Origin of the sequence: Micromonospora sp. CPCC 206171 (assembly GCF_036906755.1) — a bacterium.
Classification (GTDB): Bacteria; Actinomycetota; Actinomycetes; order Mycobacteriales; family Micromonosporaceae; genus Micromonospora; species Micromonospora purpureochromogenes.
Genome location: NZ_JBAKHT010000027.1, coordinates 1 through 17,054, shown reverse-complemented (window position 1 = coordinate 17,054; position 17,054 = coordinate 1). Strand labels below are relative to the sequence as shown.

Below are 17,054 nucleotides of genomic sequence, written 5' to 3'. Positions count from 1 at the left end.
ACGGCGGGGGAGGATCGGCCCGGTGGAGACGGTACGGACGGCGTTCCGGGACGAGTGCGCCCGGCTCGACCAGGTGCTGCGCACCCTGACCGAGGCGGACCTGGACCGCCCGACCCCCTGCCCACCCTGGGCCGTCCGCGACCTCGTCGCCCACGTCAGCACCGGCGCCGGCCGCCTGGTCGACATGCTCGCCGCGCCGGCCCCGCCCCGGGCGGAGGTGGACCCCGCCGGTTTCGGCGCGGCGAAGTTCACCCCGGAGGTCGACGCCGCGCGAATCGACAGCGCCCGCCGGGAGGCCCGTCGACCGGCCGACGCGGCGGCGACGGCTGAGGTCTTCACCGCCGCCTGGCGGGGCACCGACTCGGCCGTCGCGGCGCAGCCCGCCGACCGGGTGGTCCGTACCCGGCACGGCGACGCGATGACCCTCGCCGACTTCCTGGTCACCCGGGTGGTGGAGGTCGGCGTGCACGGCCTCGACCTGGCCCGGGCGCTGGACCGGCGGCCGTGGCTGGCCCCGACCGCCGCGCGGGTGGTGGCCGACCTGCTCACCGGCGGCCGGCCCGTACCGGCGCGGCTGGGCTGGGACCCGCTCACCCTGATCGGCAAGACCACCGGCCGGCTGCCGCTCACCGAGGCCGAGCGCGCCGAGATCACGGCGGCGGACTTCCGCTGGCTCTCCTTCGCCGGCTGACCCGTCCACCGGCCGGCCGGGTCGCCGGCTCGGCGCCAGGCTCGCACCCACCGTGCCGGGCAGGACGGTGGGTCGCGGCGCCGGGAGGGCAGGTGGGTCGCCGCGCGGGGCAGGGCAGGCCGGTCGCCGCGCCGCGCCGGGCAGGTCAGGTGGGTCGACTGCCGGGGCAGGGGCGGGTCGCCGTGCCGGGCGGGGGCGGGTCGCCGTGCCGGGCGGGGGCGGGTCGCCGTGCAGGGCAGGGCGGGTCGCCGTGGACCGGGTCAGTCGCCGATGCGGGGCGCGGGGATCGCGGCGACCGTGCGGCGCAGGTGCGCCAGGACGATCGGATCGATGTGCCCCGGCACCAGCCGTTCCTCGAGGTTCTCCCAGCCCGCCCAGGAAGCGAGCGCCTCCTCCAGCGCGGGCCCGGCGACCGTGGCGGGCGCCGCGGCGCCCACCGGGTGGACGGCGGCCGTCAGCCCGACGCCGCCGACCGGGTAACCGGCGGCGGCCAGCAGACCGGCCACCTCGTCGGCGAGCGGGCCGGCCAGCTCCAGCAGGGTGGCCGGGTCGGGCTTGCCGAAGAGCATGGTGTGGATGTCGAGCAGCCGGTGCAGCTCCCCGACCGGGTCCAGGTGGTCGTCCACCCGCAGGTCGACCAGGTTGTCACCGGTGCCCGCGTACCCACCGCCGCGCTGGACCACCAGGAGGGCCGCGCTCTGGCGACCGCGCCGGTCGCCCCCGGCCTGCTCACCGGCGCGCAGGGCGGCGAGCAGGCGCTGCGGGAACGGCAGCGCCTGCCCGGCCAGCCAGCCGTCGCGCACCGCCGCGACGACCTGCGGGCCGGCCAGGATGTTGCCCTGGGCCGCCCAGCCGTCGCCGGCCAGGCCACCGGCCCAGCCGCCGCAGCGCGGGCCGGTCCAGGTGGCGCCGGGGCCGGTGGCGCCGACCACACCGAGCTGCCGGTCGTCCCGGCCCGGATCGGCGGCGACCAGTTGGGCGATCACGTCGGCGGCGGGGACGCCGGCGCGCAGCAGCGCCAGCCCGCTGGGCCGGTAGGAGAGGTTGGCGTGGGCCTGGCTGGCCACCGCGCCCACCTCGGCCTCGGCCCCCGGCACCAGGGCGCCGGCGGCGAGGAACCTGCTGGCCACGGCGACGCCGTGCAGGCGGCCGTCGGCGGACCGGGCGACGAGGGAGAAGGTCACCGGTGAAGGTTAGCGTCGCCGTGGGACAGCCGGGAGTACCCGAAGGTCGGCGGCGGCCGGCGGCCCCGACCGGTGTGGCGGACGCCACCGACCGGCGCTGGCCGGCCCGCCCGACGGGGGAGCCCGGCCGAGCCTCCGGTGGCGGCCCCGGCAGGCCCGGCGAGCCTCCGGTCCCGGCCCCGGTAGGGCCGGCCGAGCCTCCGGTGGCGGCCCCGGCAGGCCCGGCCGACGGCGGGACATTTTCGTCCGTCTCTGCCGGGGCCCGGGACCGGGGCGGGCGCCGCCGGGGCGATCCCGACCCTTGTCCGCGGGCGGGCGAGCGGGCACGATCGACCGGATGACGAACCGATGGGGCATGACGGTGCCGCTGGGCGGCGTCCCGCTCGCCGACCACGCCGCGGTCTACGCGGCCCTCGACCGGGCCGGGTTCACCGACGTCTGGTCGTCGGAGGTCAACGGCGCCGACGCGTTCACCCCGCTCGCCCTCGCCGCCGCCTGGCAGCCGCGGCTGCGCCTGGGCACCGCGATCGCCCCGGTCTTCACCCGGGGGCCCGGGCTGCTGGCGATGAGCGCCGCCGCGCTCGCCGAGGCCGCCCCGGGGCGCTTCGCGCTCGGCATCGGCGCCTCGTCGCCGGTGCTGGTCGACGACTGGAACGCGATCGGCTTCACCGAGCCGTTCCGGCGTACCCGGGACGTGCTGCGCTTCCTCCAGACGGCGCTGCGCGGGGAGACGGTGGACGGGGCGTTCGACACCTTCGCCGTCCGCCGGTTCACGCTTGAACGCCCACCGGCGGTGCCGCCGGCGGTGCTGCTGGCCGCGCTGCGCCCCGGGATGCTCCGGCTGGCCGCCGCGGAGGCCGACGGGGTGATCCTCAACTGGCTCGCCGCCGACGACGTGCCGAAGGCCCTCGCCGAGCTGGGCGGGCGTGGCCCCGGCTTCGAGGTGGTCGCCCGGATCTTCGTCTGCCCCACCGAGGACGCCGGCTACGCCCGCACCCTCGGCCGGCGGCTGATCACCAGCTACCTGACCGTGCCGGCGTACGCCGAGTTCCACCGCTGGCTGGGCCGGGAGAGCGCGCTCGGCCCGATGTGGGCGGCCTGGGCCGCCGGGGACCGGCGCGGCGCCGGCGCGGTGGTGCCCGACGAGGTGGTCGACGCGCTGGTGCTGCACGGCTCGCCCGAGCACTGCCGCGCCGAGGTGCGCCGCTACGCCGAGGCGGGGGTGGACGTGCCGGTGCTCGCGCTGCTGCCCACCCCGGAGCTGACGTCCGGCGGCGCTGCCGCGCTGGGCGACCTGATCGCCCGGCTCGGGCCGGCAAGGGAGGAGCGGGCGTGAACCTGACCGACCGGGTGGCGGTGATCACCGGAGCGGCCGGCGGCATCGGCTCGGCGCTGGCGCGCCGGTTCGCCGCCGAGGGCGCGGCGGCGCTGGTGCTGGCCGACCTGGACGCGGCCGCCACCGGCGCGGTGGCCGAGAGCGTCGGCCCGATCGCCCGGGCCGTCGCCGTGGACGTCACCGACGAGGACCAGGTCCGCGAGCTGGTCGCCGACACCGAGCGACGGTACGGCCGGATCGATCTGTTCTGCGCCAACGCGGGCGTGGCCACCGGCGGGGGCGTCGAGGCGGCCGACGCGGAGTGGGACCGCTCCTGGCGCGTCAACGTGCTGTCCCACGTGTACGCCGCCCGCGCGGTGCTGCCGGCGATGCTGGCCCGGGGTGAGGGCTACCTGCTGCACACCTGCTCAGCGGCCGGGGTGCTGACCGCGGTGGGCGACGCCCCGTACACCGCCACCAAGCACGCGGCGGTCGGGTTCGCCGAGTGGCTGGCGATCACCTACCGCGACCAGGGCGTCCGGGTCAGCGCGCTCTGCCCGCAGGGGGTGGACACGCCGATGCTCGCCGACGGGCTGGCCGCCGGCCACCTCGGCGCCCGGGTGATCGCGGCCTCCGGCCCGGTGCTCACGCCCGACCAGGTGGCCGACGCCGCCATCGCCGGGCTGGCCGAGGAGCGCTTCCTGATCCTGCCGCACCCCGAGGTCGCCGCGTACGCCCTGCGCCGCGCCCAGGACCCCGACGGCTGGCAGGCCGGCCTCCGCAAACTCGTCCGCCGCCTCCGCGCCTGAACCCTCCCGCCCGCGCTCCCGCCCCTCTCGCCGACTCGGCCCGGTGATCAAGAAGTTTGCGTCTCAGCGGGCCGGTTTCTCGACGCAAACCTCTTGATCACCGGGCACCGAGCCGCGCCCGGCTCGCCCCTGGGGCGGGTTGCCGGGGGTCAGGGGCGCCAGCGGAGGGGGCCGGGGTGGACCGACCAGAGCAGGCGGCGCCAGCGGGGGCGGGCGGCGCGCAGGGCCGCCACGTACTGCTCGGCGAGTGCCGACGCCCGGTCGGCGTGGGCGGGGATGGCGCTACCGGGCGCGAAGGCGACCTGGTTGAGCAGGACGGCCAACTCGTCCACGTCAGGTCCGTCCACCATGGCGGGTGCGGTGGCGACGGCCGGGCCGTACCCGGCGTGGTCGGTCTCGCCGGTCGCGGAAGCGGTCGGGTCGCCGGTCGCAGGAGCGGTCGGGGGAGCGGTCCGGTCGGCGGTCGTGGTGGCGCGGGCCTCGGCCAGGGTCCGTCGGGCGTGCCGGGCCACCTCCGTGGCCGCCAGGTCGTCGCCGACCGGCCGGCCCGCCAGGCGCAGCGCGTCGGTGACCTCCCGCCAGGCGCCGGCGATCCGCTCGCCGGGGTCGCCTCGTTCGCGGCGGGCCCGGGCCTGCGCCCGGCGCATCCCGGCCAGCGTCGCCAGCGCCGCCCCGACCAGCAGCAGCAGGCCGGCGACCGCCACCGCGACCAGCACCGGCGTCGACAGACCGCGGTCACCGGCGGGACCGTCCGCGGCGGCCACCGCCGGCGGGGTCACGGTCGGCTCCACGGTCGGCTCGGGCACCTCCGACGGGGGCGGGTCGTCCGGCGTCGGCCGGAAGTCCTCCTCCACCGGGCGGGGCTCGGTGTCCGGCCGGGGCAGCGGGTCGAACGGCACCCAGCCGACGCCGGAGAAGAGTACCTCCGGCCAGGCGAACGCGTCGGCGGCCCGGACCGGACCGTCGCCGCGCGACTCGAAGCCCACCACCACCCGGGTCGGCAGGCCGGACAGCCGGCCCAGCACCGCGAACGCCGCCGCGAACTGCTCCGACGTGCCGCGCTGCCCCCCGCCCCCGCGCGGTCCGAAGAGGAAGAAGTTCAAGTTCGGGTACGCGTGCCCGCTCGGCGCGTCCGCCACCACCCGGTAGTGCTCGGCGAGGAACTGCTCGATCGCGGCGGCCCGCGCGTACGGGGCGCCGTTGTCCTCGGCGAGCTGGCCGGCGAGCTTGCGCAGCGGCTCCGGCGTTCCGTCGGCGACCCGCAGCACCCGCGCCACCTCCGCACCGGCCGGCACGTCGGCGGTGGCGAGCAGGTTCGGGTCCGGCCGCTCCCGCGCCGAGGTGACCGTGTACCGCAGTCCCGGGCTCAGCCCCTCCGGGCGGATCAGCGTCCCGGTCGCCGGGTCGTACGCCACCCGCGCCCCGGTGACCTCGCGCGGGGTGGCCACCGCCGGCAGCAGCCGTCCGGTCAGGTCGGCCACCGTGATGTCCTGCCGGACGGTCTCCACCGGCCCGGCGCCGGGCGCCGCGGCGGGCAGGACCCGCCCCGCGTTGCGGTAGGTCGCGCCGACCCGCCAGGTCACCCCGTCGTAGTCGCTGAGCACCGCCAGCCGGATCCGGCTCTCGGTCCCCGCCGGCGCCCGCGTGGTCACGTCCAGCAGCTTCTGCTCCGGGTTGAGCGCCCAGCCGGATATCCGGATCAGCGGGTTCTCGTCCAGCGACTCCACCCGTGGCGGCTCCACGTACCGGCGCGGGTCCACCGGCCGGTCGTCGACCCGGGCGGCCAGCAGCGGGCCGAGCAGAGCGGCCAGGCCCACCACCACCGCCAGGCCGAGCGCGGTGCCCGCCACCAGCCGGGCCCGCACGGCCGCCCGGACCGACGGGGCCAGCCCGGCGGTCGGGTCGGCCGCCCCCGGCGCGCCCCGCCGGTCGGACGCGGCCAGCCCCAGCGCGACCGCGCCGGCGAAGGCCACCGACGGCCAGGTCGCCGGGTCCGCGTTCGGCCCCACCACGTAGAGCGCGCCGGCGTAGAGCAGCGTCGGCGGCAGGAAGCCGAGCAGGACCCGGCCGGCGCGCAGCGCCACCTCCGCGCCGGTCAGCCCGGCCAGCCAGGCCGCCACCAGCGGCACCAGCACGGTGTCCGGCGCCGGCTCGACCGGGATCATCGCGGTGAGCAGCCGGGGGATGCCGTTGCGGGCCGCGTCGGCGACGATCGGCCCGAAGCCGCCCGGCAGGTCGGCGTGCCGGGCGGCCAGGTGCAGCGAGAGCGCCGTCCAGCCGGCCATCGCGGCCACCGACACCGGCGCCACCAGCCAGGAGGGCAGCCGCCGGGCGGCCACGCTGACCAGCACCGAGCCGACCGCCGCGCCGAGCATCAGCCGGGTCAGCAGGTCGTCGGCGTACACCCGACCGAGCACCACCCCGGCCAGCGCGGTCAGCACGACCAGCGCCACCGGCACCGGCACCGCGCGCAGCCCCCGCCGTACCGTCGCGCCCGGACCGTCGTCCGGCGGCGCGGCCGGGCCGGGTGCGGCCGGGCGCGCCTGCGTCGTCACCACCGGCGGACCCCGTCCCACTCGGCGGCGAACCCGGCGCCGTCGGCCACGTCCAGCACCACCAGGCCCGCCGCGGCGGCCGGCGTCGGCCCGTCCGCGCTGAAGACCGCCACCACCACCGACGGGTACGCCCCGCGCAGCGCGCCCACCTGCCCCAGGTCACCCCGGCCGCCCGGCCCGGTGAGGAAGACCAGCGTGTCGCCCGCCCGATCCTGCCGCAGCCGGCTCGCCGAGGTACGCAACGTGTCGGCATCGCCGTCGGTCAGCTCCACGGCGGCCAGCCGGTCCAGCGGCGGCTCGCCGGCCCGGTCCGCGCCGGGCGCCACCAGCAGCAGCGCCACCGGCAGGTCCTCCCGGACAGCGGCGGTGACCACCGAGGCGGCCGCCTCGCAGGCGGACTCGAAGGACTCGGCCACCCCGTCCACCCGCTGCGGGTGGGCGGCGGACCGGTTGTCCAGCAGCACCACGATCCGGGGCAGGCTGGTGTCCACGTTCTCCCGCACCATCAGCTCTCCGACCCGGGCGCTGGTGCGCCAGTGCACCCGGCGCAGCTCGTCGCCGACCACGTACTCGCGGAGCGAGTCGAAGGTGATCGACCCGTGCGGCACGCTGTCCGACCGGCCGTCGAGGCTGCGCCCCGCGCCGGTGGGCACCGCGGTCAGCGGGTGGATCCGCGGGTGCACCCAGACCGGCACCGGTGCACCGTACGGGCGGGAGAGCGCCACCAGCCCCAGCGGGTCGCGCCGGGTCACCCGCAGTGGACCGACCGGCACCACGCCCCGGCGTCGGGTCGGCACCTCGTACCGAACGGTGGTGTCCCGCCCGGGACGCAGCCGCAGCACCGGCACGGGCACCGTCGCCGCGCCGCACCGGTCCTCGGCCAACAGGTTCGCCACCCGCAGCCGCCCGGCATTGCGGACCGTGACCGTCATGTGGGCCGGCTCGCCCCGGGCCACCCGGTCCGGGTCGGCGCTGCGGGAGACCACCAGCCGGGGCCGCCAGGCGGCGGTCACCACGGCGTAGCCGACCGCCACCGCGGCCGCCGCGCCGAGCAGCGCCAATTCCGGGTACGCGAAGCGGAAGCCGACGCCGAGCAGCAGCACGGCGGCGACGAGCAGCCCGACGCCCCGGGCGGTGATCCCCATCGGCGGACGGCCGTCAGCCGTGTGCCGGGGCCGGCTGGCCCGACGGCAGCGGCACCGGCACCGACGCGATCGCCTGGCGCAGCACCTCGGCGGGGGTCACCCCGCGCACCTGCGCGTCCGGGGTGAGCAGCAGCCGGTGCGCGAAGACGGGCTCGGCGAGGGTCTTCAGGTCCTCCGGCATGATCCAGCCCCGGCCGTCGATCAGCGCGTACGCGCACGCCGCGCGGGTCAACGCGATCACGCCCCGGGGGCTGACCCCGACCCGTACCTGCGGATGGTTGCGGGTCGCGGCGGCCAGCCGGACCGCGTACGCGTAGAGCGGCTCGGCGATGTGCACCCGGCGGGCCATCCGGACCATCTCCCCGACGGTGGCGGTGTCGGTGACGGCGCTGAGCGAGTCGGGGGAGCGGACCGTGGCGCCGCGCAGCACCTCCACCTCGACCGCCTCGTCCGGGTAGCCCACCGAGAGCTTCACCAGGAAGCGGTCCAGTTGTGCCTCCGGCAACCGGTAGGTGCCGTCCATCTCGACCGGGTTCTGCGTGGCCACCACCAGGAAGGGCTGCGGCACCGGATGCCGGACGCCGTCCACGGTGACCGTGCGCTCCTCCATCACCTCCAGCAGCGCCGACTGGGTCTTCGGCGAGGCCCGGTTGATCTCGTCGGCGATGACGATGTTGGCGAAGACCGGCCCCGGGTGGAACTCGAAGCCCCGGGTGGCCTGGTTGAAGATGGTCACCCCGGACACGTCCGAGGGGAGCAGGTCCGGGGTGAACTGGATGCGGCGCCACTCACCCTTGACCGTCGCGGCGATCGCCCGGGCCAGGGTCGTCTTGCCGACGCCGGGCACGTCCTCCAGGAGGACGTGCCCCTGCGCGAACAGCGCGGTCAGCGCCAGCCTGACCACCTGCGGTTTGCCCAGCACGACCGCGTTGACGTTCTCCGCCAGCCGGGCGGCGAGGGCGGCGAAGCCCTGCACCTCCGGGTGGGTGAGCGGTTCCTGGGTGCTGTTCACGGTGGTGGTGCTCCTCGACTGGCTGGTGCGGCGTCAGCAGGTGGGCAGGACGTTGATGTCGTCGCCGCCCTCCAGGTTGAGCCAGGCCCACGGGATGTAGTTGCGCCCGGAGTACTCGACCTGCACCCACCACGTGCTCTGCTTCTGGCTGTTGTAGATCCAGGAGTCGACGTTCTCGCCGGACCTCTTGCAGTACGCCTTGAGCCGGGTGCCCGGCTTGGCCCAGCCGACCTGCTTGTCGTTGTCCTGCCGGGTGACCGAGAAGATCTCGTTGCCGTTGCGGGCGTCGACGTCCTTGTCGCAGTACGTGCGCTGGTCGCCCGAGGGGCCGTTGTTGCAGGTGGCGACGCCGTACAGCGGGTCGGTGGTCTGCGCCCGGGTCGCGGTGCCCTTGCCGGCGGCGTTGCTCGCCGTGACCGTGAACGTGTACGCCGTCCCCGGCGTCAGGCCGGGCATCGTGATGCTGGAACAGGGACCGGACCTCGCCGCCTCACCGGCAGTGCTCAGCGTGCAGGTCGCCTGCCCGCCGCCCGCGTCGACCGTGAAGGTGACGGTCGCCGCGGTGGCGGTCGCCGAGGAGCCGGTCACCGTCACCCGGGGCGCCGCGACCGTCCGCGCGGTGGTGCTGGCCTCCGGGCCGGGCCCGGCCTCGTTGACCGCCTTCACCTTCACCATCACGCTCTGCCCGTCGTCCAGCCCGCGCACCGTGGTCTGCGTGTCGGTCACCTCGCTGACCCGGCCCCCGACGTCGACCAGGTACGTCGTCACCGGGCGGCCGTTGTCCAGCGCCGGCGACCACTGCACGGCGACGGTGCCCCGCTGGTCGGCGACGGTGGTGGCCCGCAACTCGGCCGGCTGCCCCGGCGGGGCGAACGGCACCACCGTGTTGCTCACCGGCGAGGCCGCCGAACCGGCGCCCTTGTCGTTGACGGACACCACGGTGAAGGCGTACTGGGTGCCGTACTCCAGCTCACCGGCCGGCACCACCAGCTCCGTCTTCGCCGACTCGCCGGCCGGGGCGTTCGTGCCGGCCGAGGTCGCGGTCACCGCGTACTTCGCGATGGTGTTGCCCTGCCCGTTCGCGGCCGGCCACGTCACCAGCACCGTGCCGTCCGGCCGGGCCTCGGCGGTCACGCCGGCCGGCGGGTCCGGCACCGCCGCCGTCGGGGTGACCGGGTTGCTCCGCCGGGCCGGGCCGGCGCCCTTGGCGTTCACCGCGTGCACCGCGAACGTGTACGACTCACCGTTGGTCAGGCCGGTGATCTCCACCGCCCGCTGGTTGGCGCCCACCTCGTGCTGCTGGCCGCCGCCCTCCACCACGTACCGGGTGATCTCGGCGCCGTTCGCGGCCGCCGGCTTCCAGCTCACCCGGGCCCGCGCGTTGCCGGCGGACGCGGTGACGCTGCGCGGCGCGCTCGGCTTGCCCACCTTCGGCTTCTTCGGCGGAGGCGGTGGCGGGGGAACCGGCGGCGGGTCGCCGCCGAGCACGTCGTTGGCGTACTTGTTGACCTCGCGCACCTGGTGCTTGTCGTCGACCACCCGGGCGGTCGACGAGTCGGGCGCGTTGATGAACAGGTGGTTCTCCCGCACGTCCAGCTCCAGCGGGCCGGTCATCCCCTTGCCCCGGATGGTGTCGACCAGCCTGCCGGCGCCGTCGAACGCGTAGACCGTCCCGCTGGCCTCGTCGGCGCAGTAGAACCGGCCGGCCCAGGCCACCGCCGCGTTGAGCCGGGCACCGCTGCCCGGCACGGTGAACTGGCGTACCTCGCCGCCGTCGGCGACGACGTGCACCCGCCGCTCGCCACCCACCGTGACCGGCACGGCCGGGCCGCTGGTCCGAGCCGGCAGCGTGCCCGCGGACGACATGGCCAGCGGGGTGCGCACCGTCTCGCCGGCGCGGACGGTGACCAGCGACGCGGAGGTGCGGTCCAGCACCGCCACCCCGTCGTCCAGCGTGGACACCACCAGCTCGTGGCTCGGCTCCGCCACCGTGTACGTCTCGACCTGCTTCGGGCTGAGGCCGCCGCCATCGGCGGGGGCGGAGGGCAGCTCCGCCGCGGTGACCGCCGAGACGGTGCCCTCGCTGGGGATCGCGATCCAGAGCCGGCCCTTGCCGTCGAACGCGCCGCCGGTGATGCCCGGCGGGTAGCGCACCGGCTCACCCACCGGGGTGAGCGAGCGCGGGTCCAGCTGCCGGACGATGCCCTGCACGGCGTCGACGACGAACGCGGCGTCCTCGTGCAGCACGACGTTGACCCCGAGACCGGGGGTGGTCCGGGTGGTCGCGGTGATCTGGAGGGTGGCCAGGTCCAGCGAGCTGACCTGGCCGGTGTTCAGGTCGCGCAGGATGAGCAGCCGATCGGTCTGGGTGACCTGCATCGGGTGCCGCCGCGCGCCGGGAATCTCCATCCGGGTGTCGACCCGCGCGGTGATGCCGTTGACCCGGGCCATCTCGCTGCGCGCCGCGCTCCACAACCAGCTGCTCGCGTCGTAGTTGGCCACGGCGTTGTCGGCGGCGCCCAGCCCGAGCACCGTCAGCCCCATCGCCGCCAGCAGCGCGCCCACCGTGCCGATGGTGACCAGCCCGCCGCGCATCCGAGAGCGGCGTGGCGGTGCGGCGGTGTCGGTCACGGTGCTCCGCCCCGGGTCGTCGATGGTGGCCACGTCCGGCTGCCTCCCCGTCTGGCTGTCCAGGTGGCGCGCCGTGTCCCCGGCGACCCTCCCCTGAGCCGTGGGACATCATATGGGCCGCGCCGGCACCGGGGAACCCGCTGGGTCCCCCTGTGGACACCCAGCGTGTGCGCCGTCGACAGGCGGTCAGCCCGTCGGCGTCCGCCGCTCCCGGTCCGTGCAGACCTGTCCCGAGGTGGCGAAGGCGTCCGTGGAGTACACCGCCAGCACCGTGAAGCAGTAGTCCACCGTGGAGCTGAGCCCGTTCACGGTGTAGGTCGTCTGTCCGGGGTCGACGGTGGCCATCACGCCGAGCGCCTTACCGGCGCGCCCGCCGGCGACCATGAACGGCACCCCGCCACCCGCCGGGTCGGACCAGGTGATCGTGACGCTCGTCCCGTCGTCGCGCAGCTTCAGGCCGGTGGGCGGGGCGCCGGTCGCCTTCACCGCTCCCGGCGTGCCCCCGGTCGACGCCGGCGGCACGCCCGGCTCGTCGCGGTCCAACGCCACCGCGCCGACCACCCCCGCAACCCCCAGCACCACGACGCCCGCCACGACGGCCAGCACCACGCGACCCCGCCCGCGCCGCTCCGGCGGCGCCTCGACCGGGTACGCCGACGGCTGGTACACCGGCGGATACATCGTCTCCTGGCGCGCCTGCTCGACCGGGGCGTCGGCCGCCTCCTGCACCACCTGCGGCGGCATGTCGTACGCGACCAGCGGCTCGTCGACGAGTTCCAGCGGCCGGTCGATGTCGGTCTGGCTGCTGGCGTCGTCGTCCTCGGCCGGCTCGTCACGGGCGGGGGAGGTGCTCAGCGGCTGCGGCGGCGCGACGCTGCTCCACGGGGGAGCGGTCAGCCCCCACGGTGGCGCGCTGACCGGCGGGGTGCTCACCGGCGTGGCGCTCACCGGGTGGTGCGGTGCCGGCGGCGCGCTGGTGACGGGCGGCATCGGCGGACGGTGCACCTGGTGGGCCGCCGGGGTGGTCACCGGGTGGTGCGGCGCCGGCCGGGTGCTGACGGGGTGGTTCGGTGCCGGCGGGGTGCCGGCGGGGTGGCTCGGTGCTGGTGGCGTGCTGACCGGGTAGACGGGTGCGGGCGGGCCGCTGGCCACGGGGGGCGCGTTGAGGTGGTGGGCCGGCGGGGTGACCGGATGGTGCGGGGTCGGCGGGGGGCTCACCGGGTTGGCCGGGGTGCTGGGCGCGGGGGCCGCGCTGACGGGGTGGGTCGGCGGGGCGATCGGACGGTGCGGTGGTTGCGGGGCGCTGATCGGGTGCGCGGGAACCGGGACGGGCGGCGCGCTGATCGGCGGCGCGGGCGCCGGCGGGACCGGCGGCGTGACCGGTGGTGCGGGTGGTGCGCTGATCGGTGGTGCGGGTGGTGCGCTGACCGGTGGGGTGGCGTTGAACGGTGGCGTGCTGACCGGCGGGATGGGGGCCGCGCTGACCGGCCGCACCGGGACCGGGCGAGCGCTGACCGGGTGGGCGGCGGCCGGGGGAGCGCTGAGCGAGTGCCCGGTGGCCGGGTGCGCGTTGGCGTGTGGTGCGTTGACGACCGGCGGCACCGGTCGGGCGGTCGTGGGCGGTGGGGGCACCGGTGGTGCGCTCACCGGCGGCGCGCTGACGGGCTGGGATGCCCCGGCGTGCGGCGGCGCGCTGACCGGGCCGGTAGTGACCGGGCCCGCGCTGACCGGCGGGGCGCTGACCTGTGAGGCGCTGACGGGGGGCGTGCTGACCGGGGCGTTCGTCGGTCGGGTCGTCGCCCGCGGCGTCGCCGCCTGGCGCTGGGCCTCCTCGCGCAGGAGCGGATCTATCTGCTGGACCTGGATGGTCGGCCGGTCCCAGCCGTGCGCCTTCGGGACCGACGGCCGCAGGACCTCCGTGGCGCGCGCCTCGGTCGACCTGTCGGGTGGCGTGACCGGTGACGCAAGCGACGCGGTGGCGCCGGTGGTCACCGGACCCGGCACGGTCGCGCTGGTGATCACCGGGCTTGACGTTCCTGTGGTGGTCACCGGGTTCGGCGTGGTGCCTCCGGTGGTCCCCGGCGTACCCGTGGCGGGCCGGTGGTCCGGCGGAGGCGGAATTGGCGTCGGCGCTGCGTCGGCCGGCGGCGCTGGAACCGTTGGCGGCCGGCTCGGCACCTGGGGTGCCGGTGGCACGACCACGGGCGCGGTCACCGGCCCGGGCGGTATCTGTGCCCGCGGGGGCACGGGGGGCGGCGGCATCGCCGCGGACGGCGCCGGGCGCGGAGCCGGCGGCGTCGCGGCGGCGGGCCCGGGCGCCGGCGGCAGGGTCGGCGTGGCGTCGGGTCCCGATCGCGCATCCGCCGGCCCGGTCGTCTGGTGCGGCGTGGTCGAGGGCACGGCCGGGGCCCGCAGGTGCGGCGGCGCCCACGGTGACGTCGTCGGGGCGGCGGCGTCGCCGTGCGCGGGCGGCCCAGGTCGGGGCGGGGTGGGAGCGGGTACCACGGACGGCTGCGGGGTCGGCCGGGCGGGCGGATGCGGCGCGGGCGGGGCCGACCGGGGCACCGGCACCTGGGGTGCCGGCGGCACGGAGAACTGCCGGTGCGGCGCGGGCGGCAGCTGCGCGGCCGTGACGGGCGGCGGTGGTGCGGGTCGGGCCGGCGCGGGCGGCACCTGGCGTGCGGGCGGGGCCTGCGGTGGTGCGGAGACCTGTTGAGCGGGAGGCGGCGTCTGGGGCGCCGGCGGCACGGTCCGCTGCGGGGGCACGGGCGCCATGGGTTGCTGCCGCACCGGCGGTACGGCCGGCCTCTGCTGCGGCATACCGGGCGTGGGCGCGGAGAACGCGCCGCCCGTACTCGGTGCGGTGCTCGGCGGTCCGGCCTGCCGAACGCCGGGCGGCCCAGAGGGCCGGTGCGGGGCCGGTCCGGGTTGCGGGGCCGGTCCGAGCTGCGGGGCCGGCCGGGGCGGGGCGACGGGCGGGGGCATCGCCGGTGCCGCGCCGCCGAGGTACTGCCGGGCCGCCCGTACCGCGGGGTGGTGCTCACCGAGCACGGCGGGCCCGGCGGTGGCCACCCGGGTGTAGTTACGGCGGGCCTCGTGCCGGTTGCCGAGCTCCTCGGCCACCGACCCCAGATCGAAGGAGATGGCCAGCATCAGCGGCTCGGCGCCGGTCCACCGGCGCTCGCCTGCGGCGTACGCCTCCTCCAGCACCCGCCGGGCGGCGGTCGGATCGTCGGCCTCGCGGTGCATCCTTGCCAGCAGGTGGGCGGTGCCCAGCACCTCCGGGTGGTCCTCGCCGTACGCGGGCCGGACCGAGGCGATCGTGTCGGCCAGCAGCCGGCGGGCGGCGGGCAGATCACCGGCGGAGCGGAGGGCGAGCGCCCGCTGCTGGGCGGCGACGAGGGGGGCGGGGTGTGACACGTGAGCCATGCTGCCGGTAGACGGTGCCCGGACGCTACCCGCCCGACCGCGCGCCCCGCCGGTGCCTCCCGCTGTATGGCCCTGACCTGGGCAGATGCCGCGACATTGCACCGGGCCGGCGGCGATGTGCATGATCCATCTCGGCCGTGTACAGTAATGCCCCGTGCGGCCCACCAGGGGCGGCTGACCGGCGGGAGAGCCGGCGACGCCGACAGGGTAGGCTGGACGAGCAGGTCCGGGTGGCGGAATGGCAGACGCGCTAGCTTGAGGTGCTAGTGCCCGTATAGGGCGTGGGGGTTCAAGTCCCCCCTCGGACACCAATTGTCGCGGAAATCCACGAGAGATCATGAGACTGTGGTCTCTCGGGGATTTGACCGCGGATGGCACCCAGGTTCATGAACACCGGGGGACGCTGCCGGCTGCCCTGACACCGCTGCGGGCCATCCCCGGCAGGGCGGCCATGAGCGGGCGCCGACCTCCACGTCGCCGGCAGGGTGAGCAGCTGGTCGAAGCGCTCGTGCCCAGCCCACTGCCGGTCGCCTCGCCGGAGCCGGCACCCATGCCGACGCTGCCCCCGCCCGCTGACGAGTCCGCCGCGGGAGTGCTGTTCGACGTGGCCCGTCCCGACACTGCGGGGCGTGTCACCGCCCGTGCCCTGCTGCGCGCTCTCGAGTGGACCCCCGGCACCGCGCTGCGCGTCGACATCAGCCACGGCGCGGTGCTCGTCACCCCCGCCGCTGCCGGTGCGCACGTCGTGGGCGCCCGCGGGGAACTGCCGCTGCCAGCCGCCGCCCGCCACCTGTGCGGCATCACGCCCGGCCAGCCGGTGCTCCTGGCCGCCGTCCGCTCCCGGAACCAGATCCTCGTGCACCCCTCACACACCATCACCGTGCTCCTGACGGATCTGCACGCCCGCATCCTCGGACGGCCCTGATGACCGCTGACCCCGACCGCGTCACCACCGCCCGAGCACTGCTCGACCACCTCGGACTCCGGCCCGCCGACCTCACCGACCCCGACGCCCCCGCGCGGGCGGTGCCCACCGTCGCCGACTACCTGCCGCGCGTCGAGGCGGCCGCGAGCCCCGGCACCCGGCGCAGCTACCGCAGTTCCTGGAACCGCATGGCCGCCGCCCTCGGCGACCGCCGGCTCGATCAGGTGACCGCCAGCGACATCGAAGCCCTCATGCGCCAAGCCACCGCCGGCGCCCGCTCCCGCCGCAACTCCCACCACGGCCGCCACGCCGGCGAGCACCTCATCGCCGCCGCCCGCGCCATCTACCGCCGTGCCATCGCCGACGGCTACCTCACCGCCGCCGACAGCCCCGCCCACCGCTATCGCCGTCACCGGCCGAGTAGTTGGGCGGGCCTACAAGTACCTGGAATGGGTGAACCAGGCCCGCCGGCAGCTGCGCAGGCAGATCCGCCCCGTCGTACGTCCCCCGGCACCCAAGCGGGCTCACCATGCGAGGTCAAGCGAGGTCTGTTGCTCTCCGTGGGCGTGTCTGCACCAGCAAGGGTGGAGGCGGGGGCTGTCTCGCTAACGGTGTTTCCGGCGATCTTGGTTAGTAGGTTTCAGCGGCCGGGAAGCGGTCGCTGAAGGTGATGGCGAAGGCGTTCAACGCGGGTTTCCAGCGCATCGTCCATCGGGTTCTGCCTGCTCCGGTGGGGTCCAGGGATCGGGTCACCAGGTACAGACACTTCAACGCGGCCTGCTCGTTGGGGAAGTGGCCGCGGGCCTTCACGGCCCGCCGGTAGCGGGCGTTCAATGATTCGATCGCGTTGGTGGAGCAGATGACGGTGCGGATCTCGAGGTCGTAGTCGAGGAACGGGATGAACTCGGCCCAGGCGTTGTCCCACAGGCGGATCACCGCCGGATACCGGCCGCCCCACTTGTCGGCCAGGTCGTCGAAGGCGGCCCTGGCGGCGGTGGCGTTGACGGCGGTGTAGATCGGCTTGATGTCACGCTTGATCTCGTCCCAGTACTTGCGGGAGGTGAGCCGGAACGTGTTGCGGATCAGGTGGATCACGCAGGTCTGCACCACCGTCTGCGGCCACACGTTCGTGACCACCTCGGGCAGGCCTTTCAACCCGTCGCAGACGAGGAAGAACACGTCCTTCACGCCGCGGTTGCGCAGGTCGGTCAGCACGCTCATCCAGAACTTCGCGCCCTCACCACCCGTGCCGGCCCACAGGCCGAGGATGTCCTTCTCGCCGTCAAGGGTGACCGCGATCGCGGCGTAGAACGGCCGGTTGGCGACCTGCCCGTCGCGGACCTTGGCTCTGTCGCCGA

11 protein-coding genes, 1 tRNA gene and 2 pseudogenes are annotated in these 17,054 nt (G+C 76.4%); 6 read left to right on the top strand and 8 right to left on the bottom strand.

Annotated features, from left to right (window positions below; all coding sequences use genetic code 11):
• Nucleotides 1–13: 13 nt before the first annotated feature.
• A complete protein-coding gene (locus V6U89_RS24800; RefSeq protein WP_334574132.1) occupies nucleotides 14–691 on the top strand; it encodes a maleylpyruvate isomerase family mycothiol-dependent enzyme in 678 nt (225 codons plus the stop codon).
• 260 nt (nucleotides 692–951) lie between these two features.
• On the opposite strand, the gene V6U89_RS24795 is transcribed toward V6U89_RS24800, so the two are convergent.
• A complete protein-coding gene (locus V6U89_RS24795) occupies nucleotides 952–1,875 on the bottom strand; it encodes a DUF1028 domain-containing protein (protein ID WP_334574008.1) in 924 nt (307 codons plus the stop codon).
• Nucleotides 1,876–2,230: 355 nt separating this feature from the next.
• Between V6U89_RS24795 and V6U89_RS24790 the strand changes: the two genes are divergently transcribed.
• On the top strand, nucleotides 2,231–3,211 hold the full coding sequence (locus V6U89_RS24790) for an LLM class F420-dependent oxidoreductase (protein ID WP_334574130.1): 981 nt from the start codon (nucleotides 2,231–2,233) through the stop codon (nucleotides 3,209–3,211).
• Nucleotides 3,208–3,999: an SDR family oxidoreductase gene (locus tag V6U89_RS24785; RefSeq protein WP_334574006.1), complete on the top strand. Its 792-nt coding sequence runs from the start codon at nucleotides 3,208–3,210 to the stop codon at nucleotides 3,997–3,999. The genes V6U89_RS24790 and V6U89_RS24785 overlap by 4 nt, the downstream gene beginning before the upstream one ends.
• Nucleotides 4,000–4,148: 149 nt before the next feature.
• On the opposite strand, the gene V6U89_RS24780 is transcribed toward V6U89_RS24785, so the two are convergent.
• The 6 genes and pseudogenes from V6U89_RS24780 to V6U89_RS30250 form a co-directional block, all read right to left on the bottom strand.
• The gene (locus V6U89_RS24780; protein WP_442933980.1) at nucleotides 4,149–6,575 is read right to left on the bottom strand and encodes a transglutaminaseTgpA domain-containing protein; all 2,427 of its coding nucleotides are present in this window, start codon (nucleotides 6,573–6,575) and stop codon (nucleotides 4,149–4,151) included.
• Nucleotides 6,551–7,699, bottom strand: coding sequence for a DUF58 domain-containing protein (locus V6U89_RS24775; RefSeq protein ID WP_334574004.1), 1,149 nt, complete (start codon nucleotides 7,697–7,699; stop codon nucleotides 6,551–6,553). Before V6U89_RS24775 ends, V6U89_RS24780 begins: the two co-directional genes overlap by 25 nt.
• 13 nt (nucleotides 7,700–7,712) lie before the next feature.
• Nucleotides 7,713–8,711: an AAA family ATPase gene (locus V6U89_RS24770; protein WP_334574002.1), complete on the bottom strand. Its 999-nt coding sequence runs from the start codon at nucleotides 8,709–8,711 to the stop codon at nucleotides 7,713–7,715.
• A 33-nt stretch (nucleotides 8,712–8,744) separates the two neighbouring features.
• Nucleotides 8,745–11,306 (bottom strand): fibronectin type III domain-containing protein, encoded by a 2,562-nt coding sequence (locus tag V6U89_RS24765; RefSeq protein WP_334574126.1) that lies wholly within the window; start codon nucleotides 11,304–11,306, stop codon nucleotides 8,745–8,747.
• A gap of 222 nt (nucleotides 11,307–11,528) precedes the next feature.
• Nucleotides 11,529–11,999 (bottom strand): annotated as a pseudogene (locus V6U89_RS30255) (fibronectin type III domain-containing protein); the annotation flags it as partial.
• A 2,541-nt stretch (nucleotides 12,000–14,540) separates the two neighbouring features.
• Nucleotides 14,541–14,771 (bottom strand): annotated as a pseudogene (locus V6U89_RS30250) (tetratricopeptide repeat protein); the annotation flags it as partial.
• A 224-nt stretch (nucleotides 14,772–14,995) separates the two neighbouring features.
• Between V6U89_RS30250 and V6U89_RS24755 the strand changes: the two are divergent.
• The 3 genes from V6U89_RS24755 (at nucleotide 14,996) to V6U89_RS24745 (ending at nucleotide 16,361) form a co-directional block, all read left to right on the top strand.
• A tRNA-Leu gene (locus V6U89_RS24755) sits at nucleotides 14,996–15,082 on the top strand.
• A 197-nt stretch (nucleotides 15,083–15,279) separates the two neighbouring features.
• Nucleotides 15,280–15,696 (top strand): hypothetical protein, encoded by a 417-nt coding sequence (locus V6U89_RS24750; protein ID WP_334573997.1) that lies wholly within the window; start codon nucleotides 15,280–15,282, stop codon nucleotides 15,694–15,696.
• Nucleotides 15,696–16,361, top strand: a complete 666-nt coding sequence (locus V6U89_RS24745) for a hypothetical protein (protein WP_334573995.1) — start codon at nucleotides 15,696–15,698, stop codon at nucleotides 16,359–16,361. Before V6U89_RS24750 ends, V6U89_RS24745 begins: the two co-directional genes overlap by 1 nt.
• Here the strand turns inward: V6U89_RS24745 and V6U89_RS24740 are convergent.
• On the bottom strand, nucleotides 16,327–17,054 hold a 728-nt coding region (locus V6U89_RS24740), incomplete at its 5' end, for an IS256 family transposase (RefSeq protein WP_334573993.1). The genes V6U89_RS24745 and V6U89_RS24740 overlap by 35 nt on opposite strands.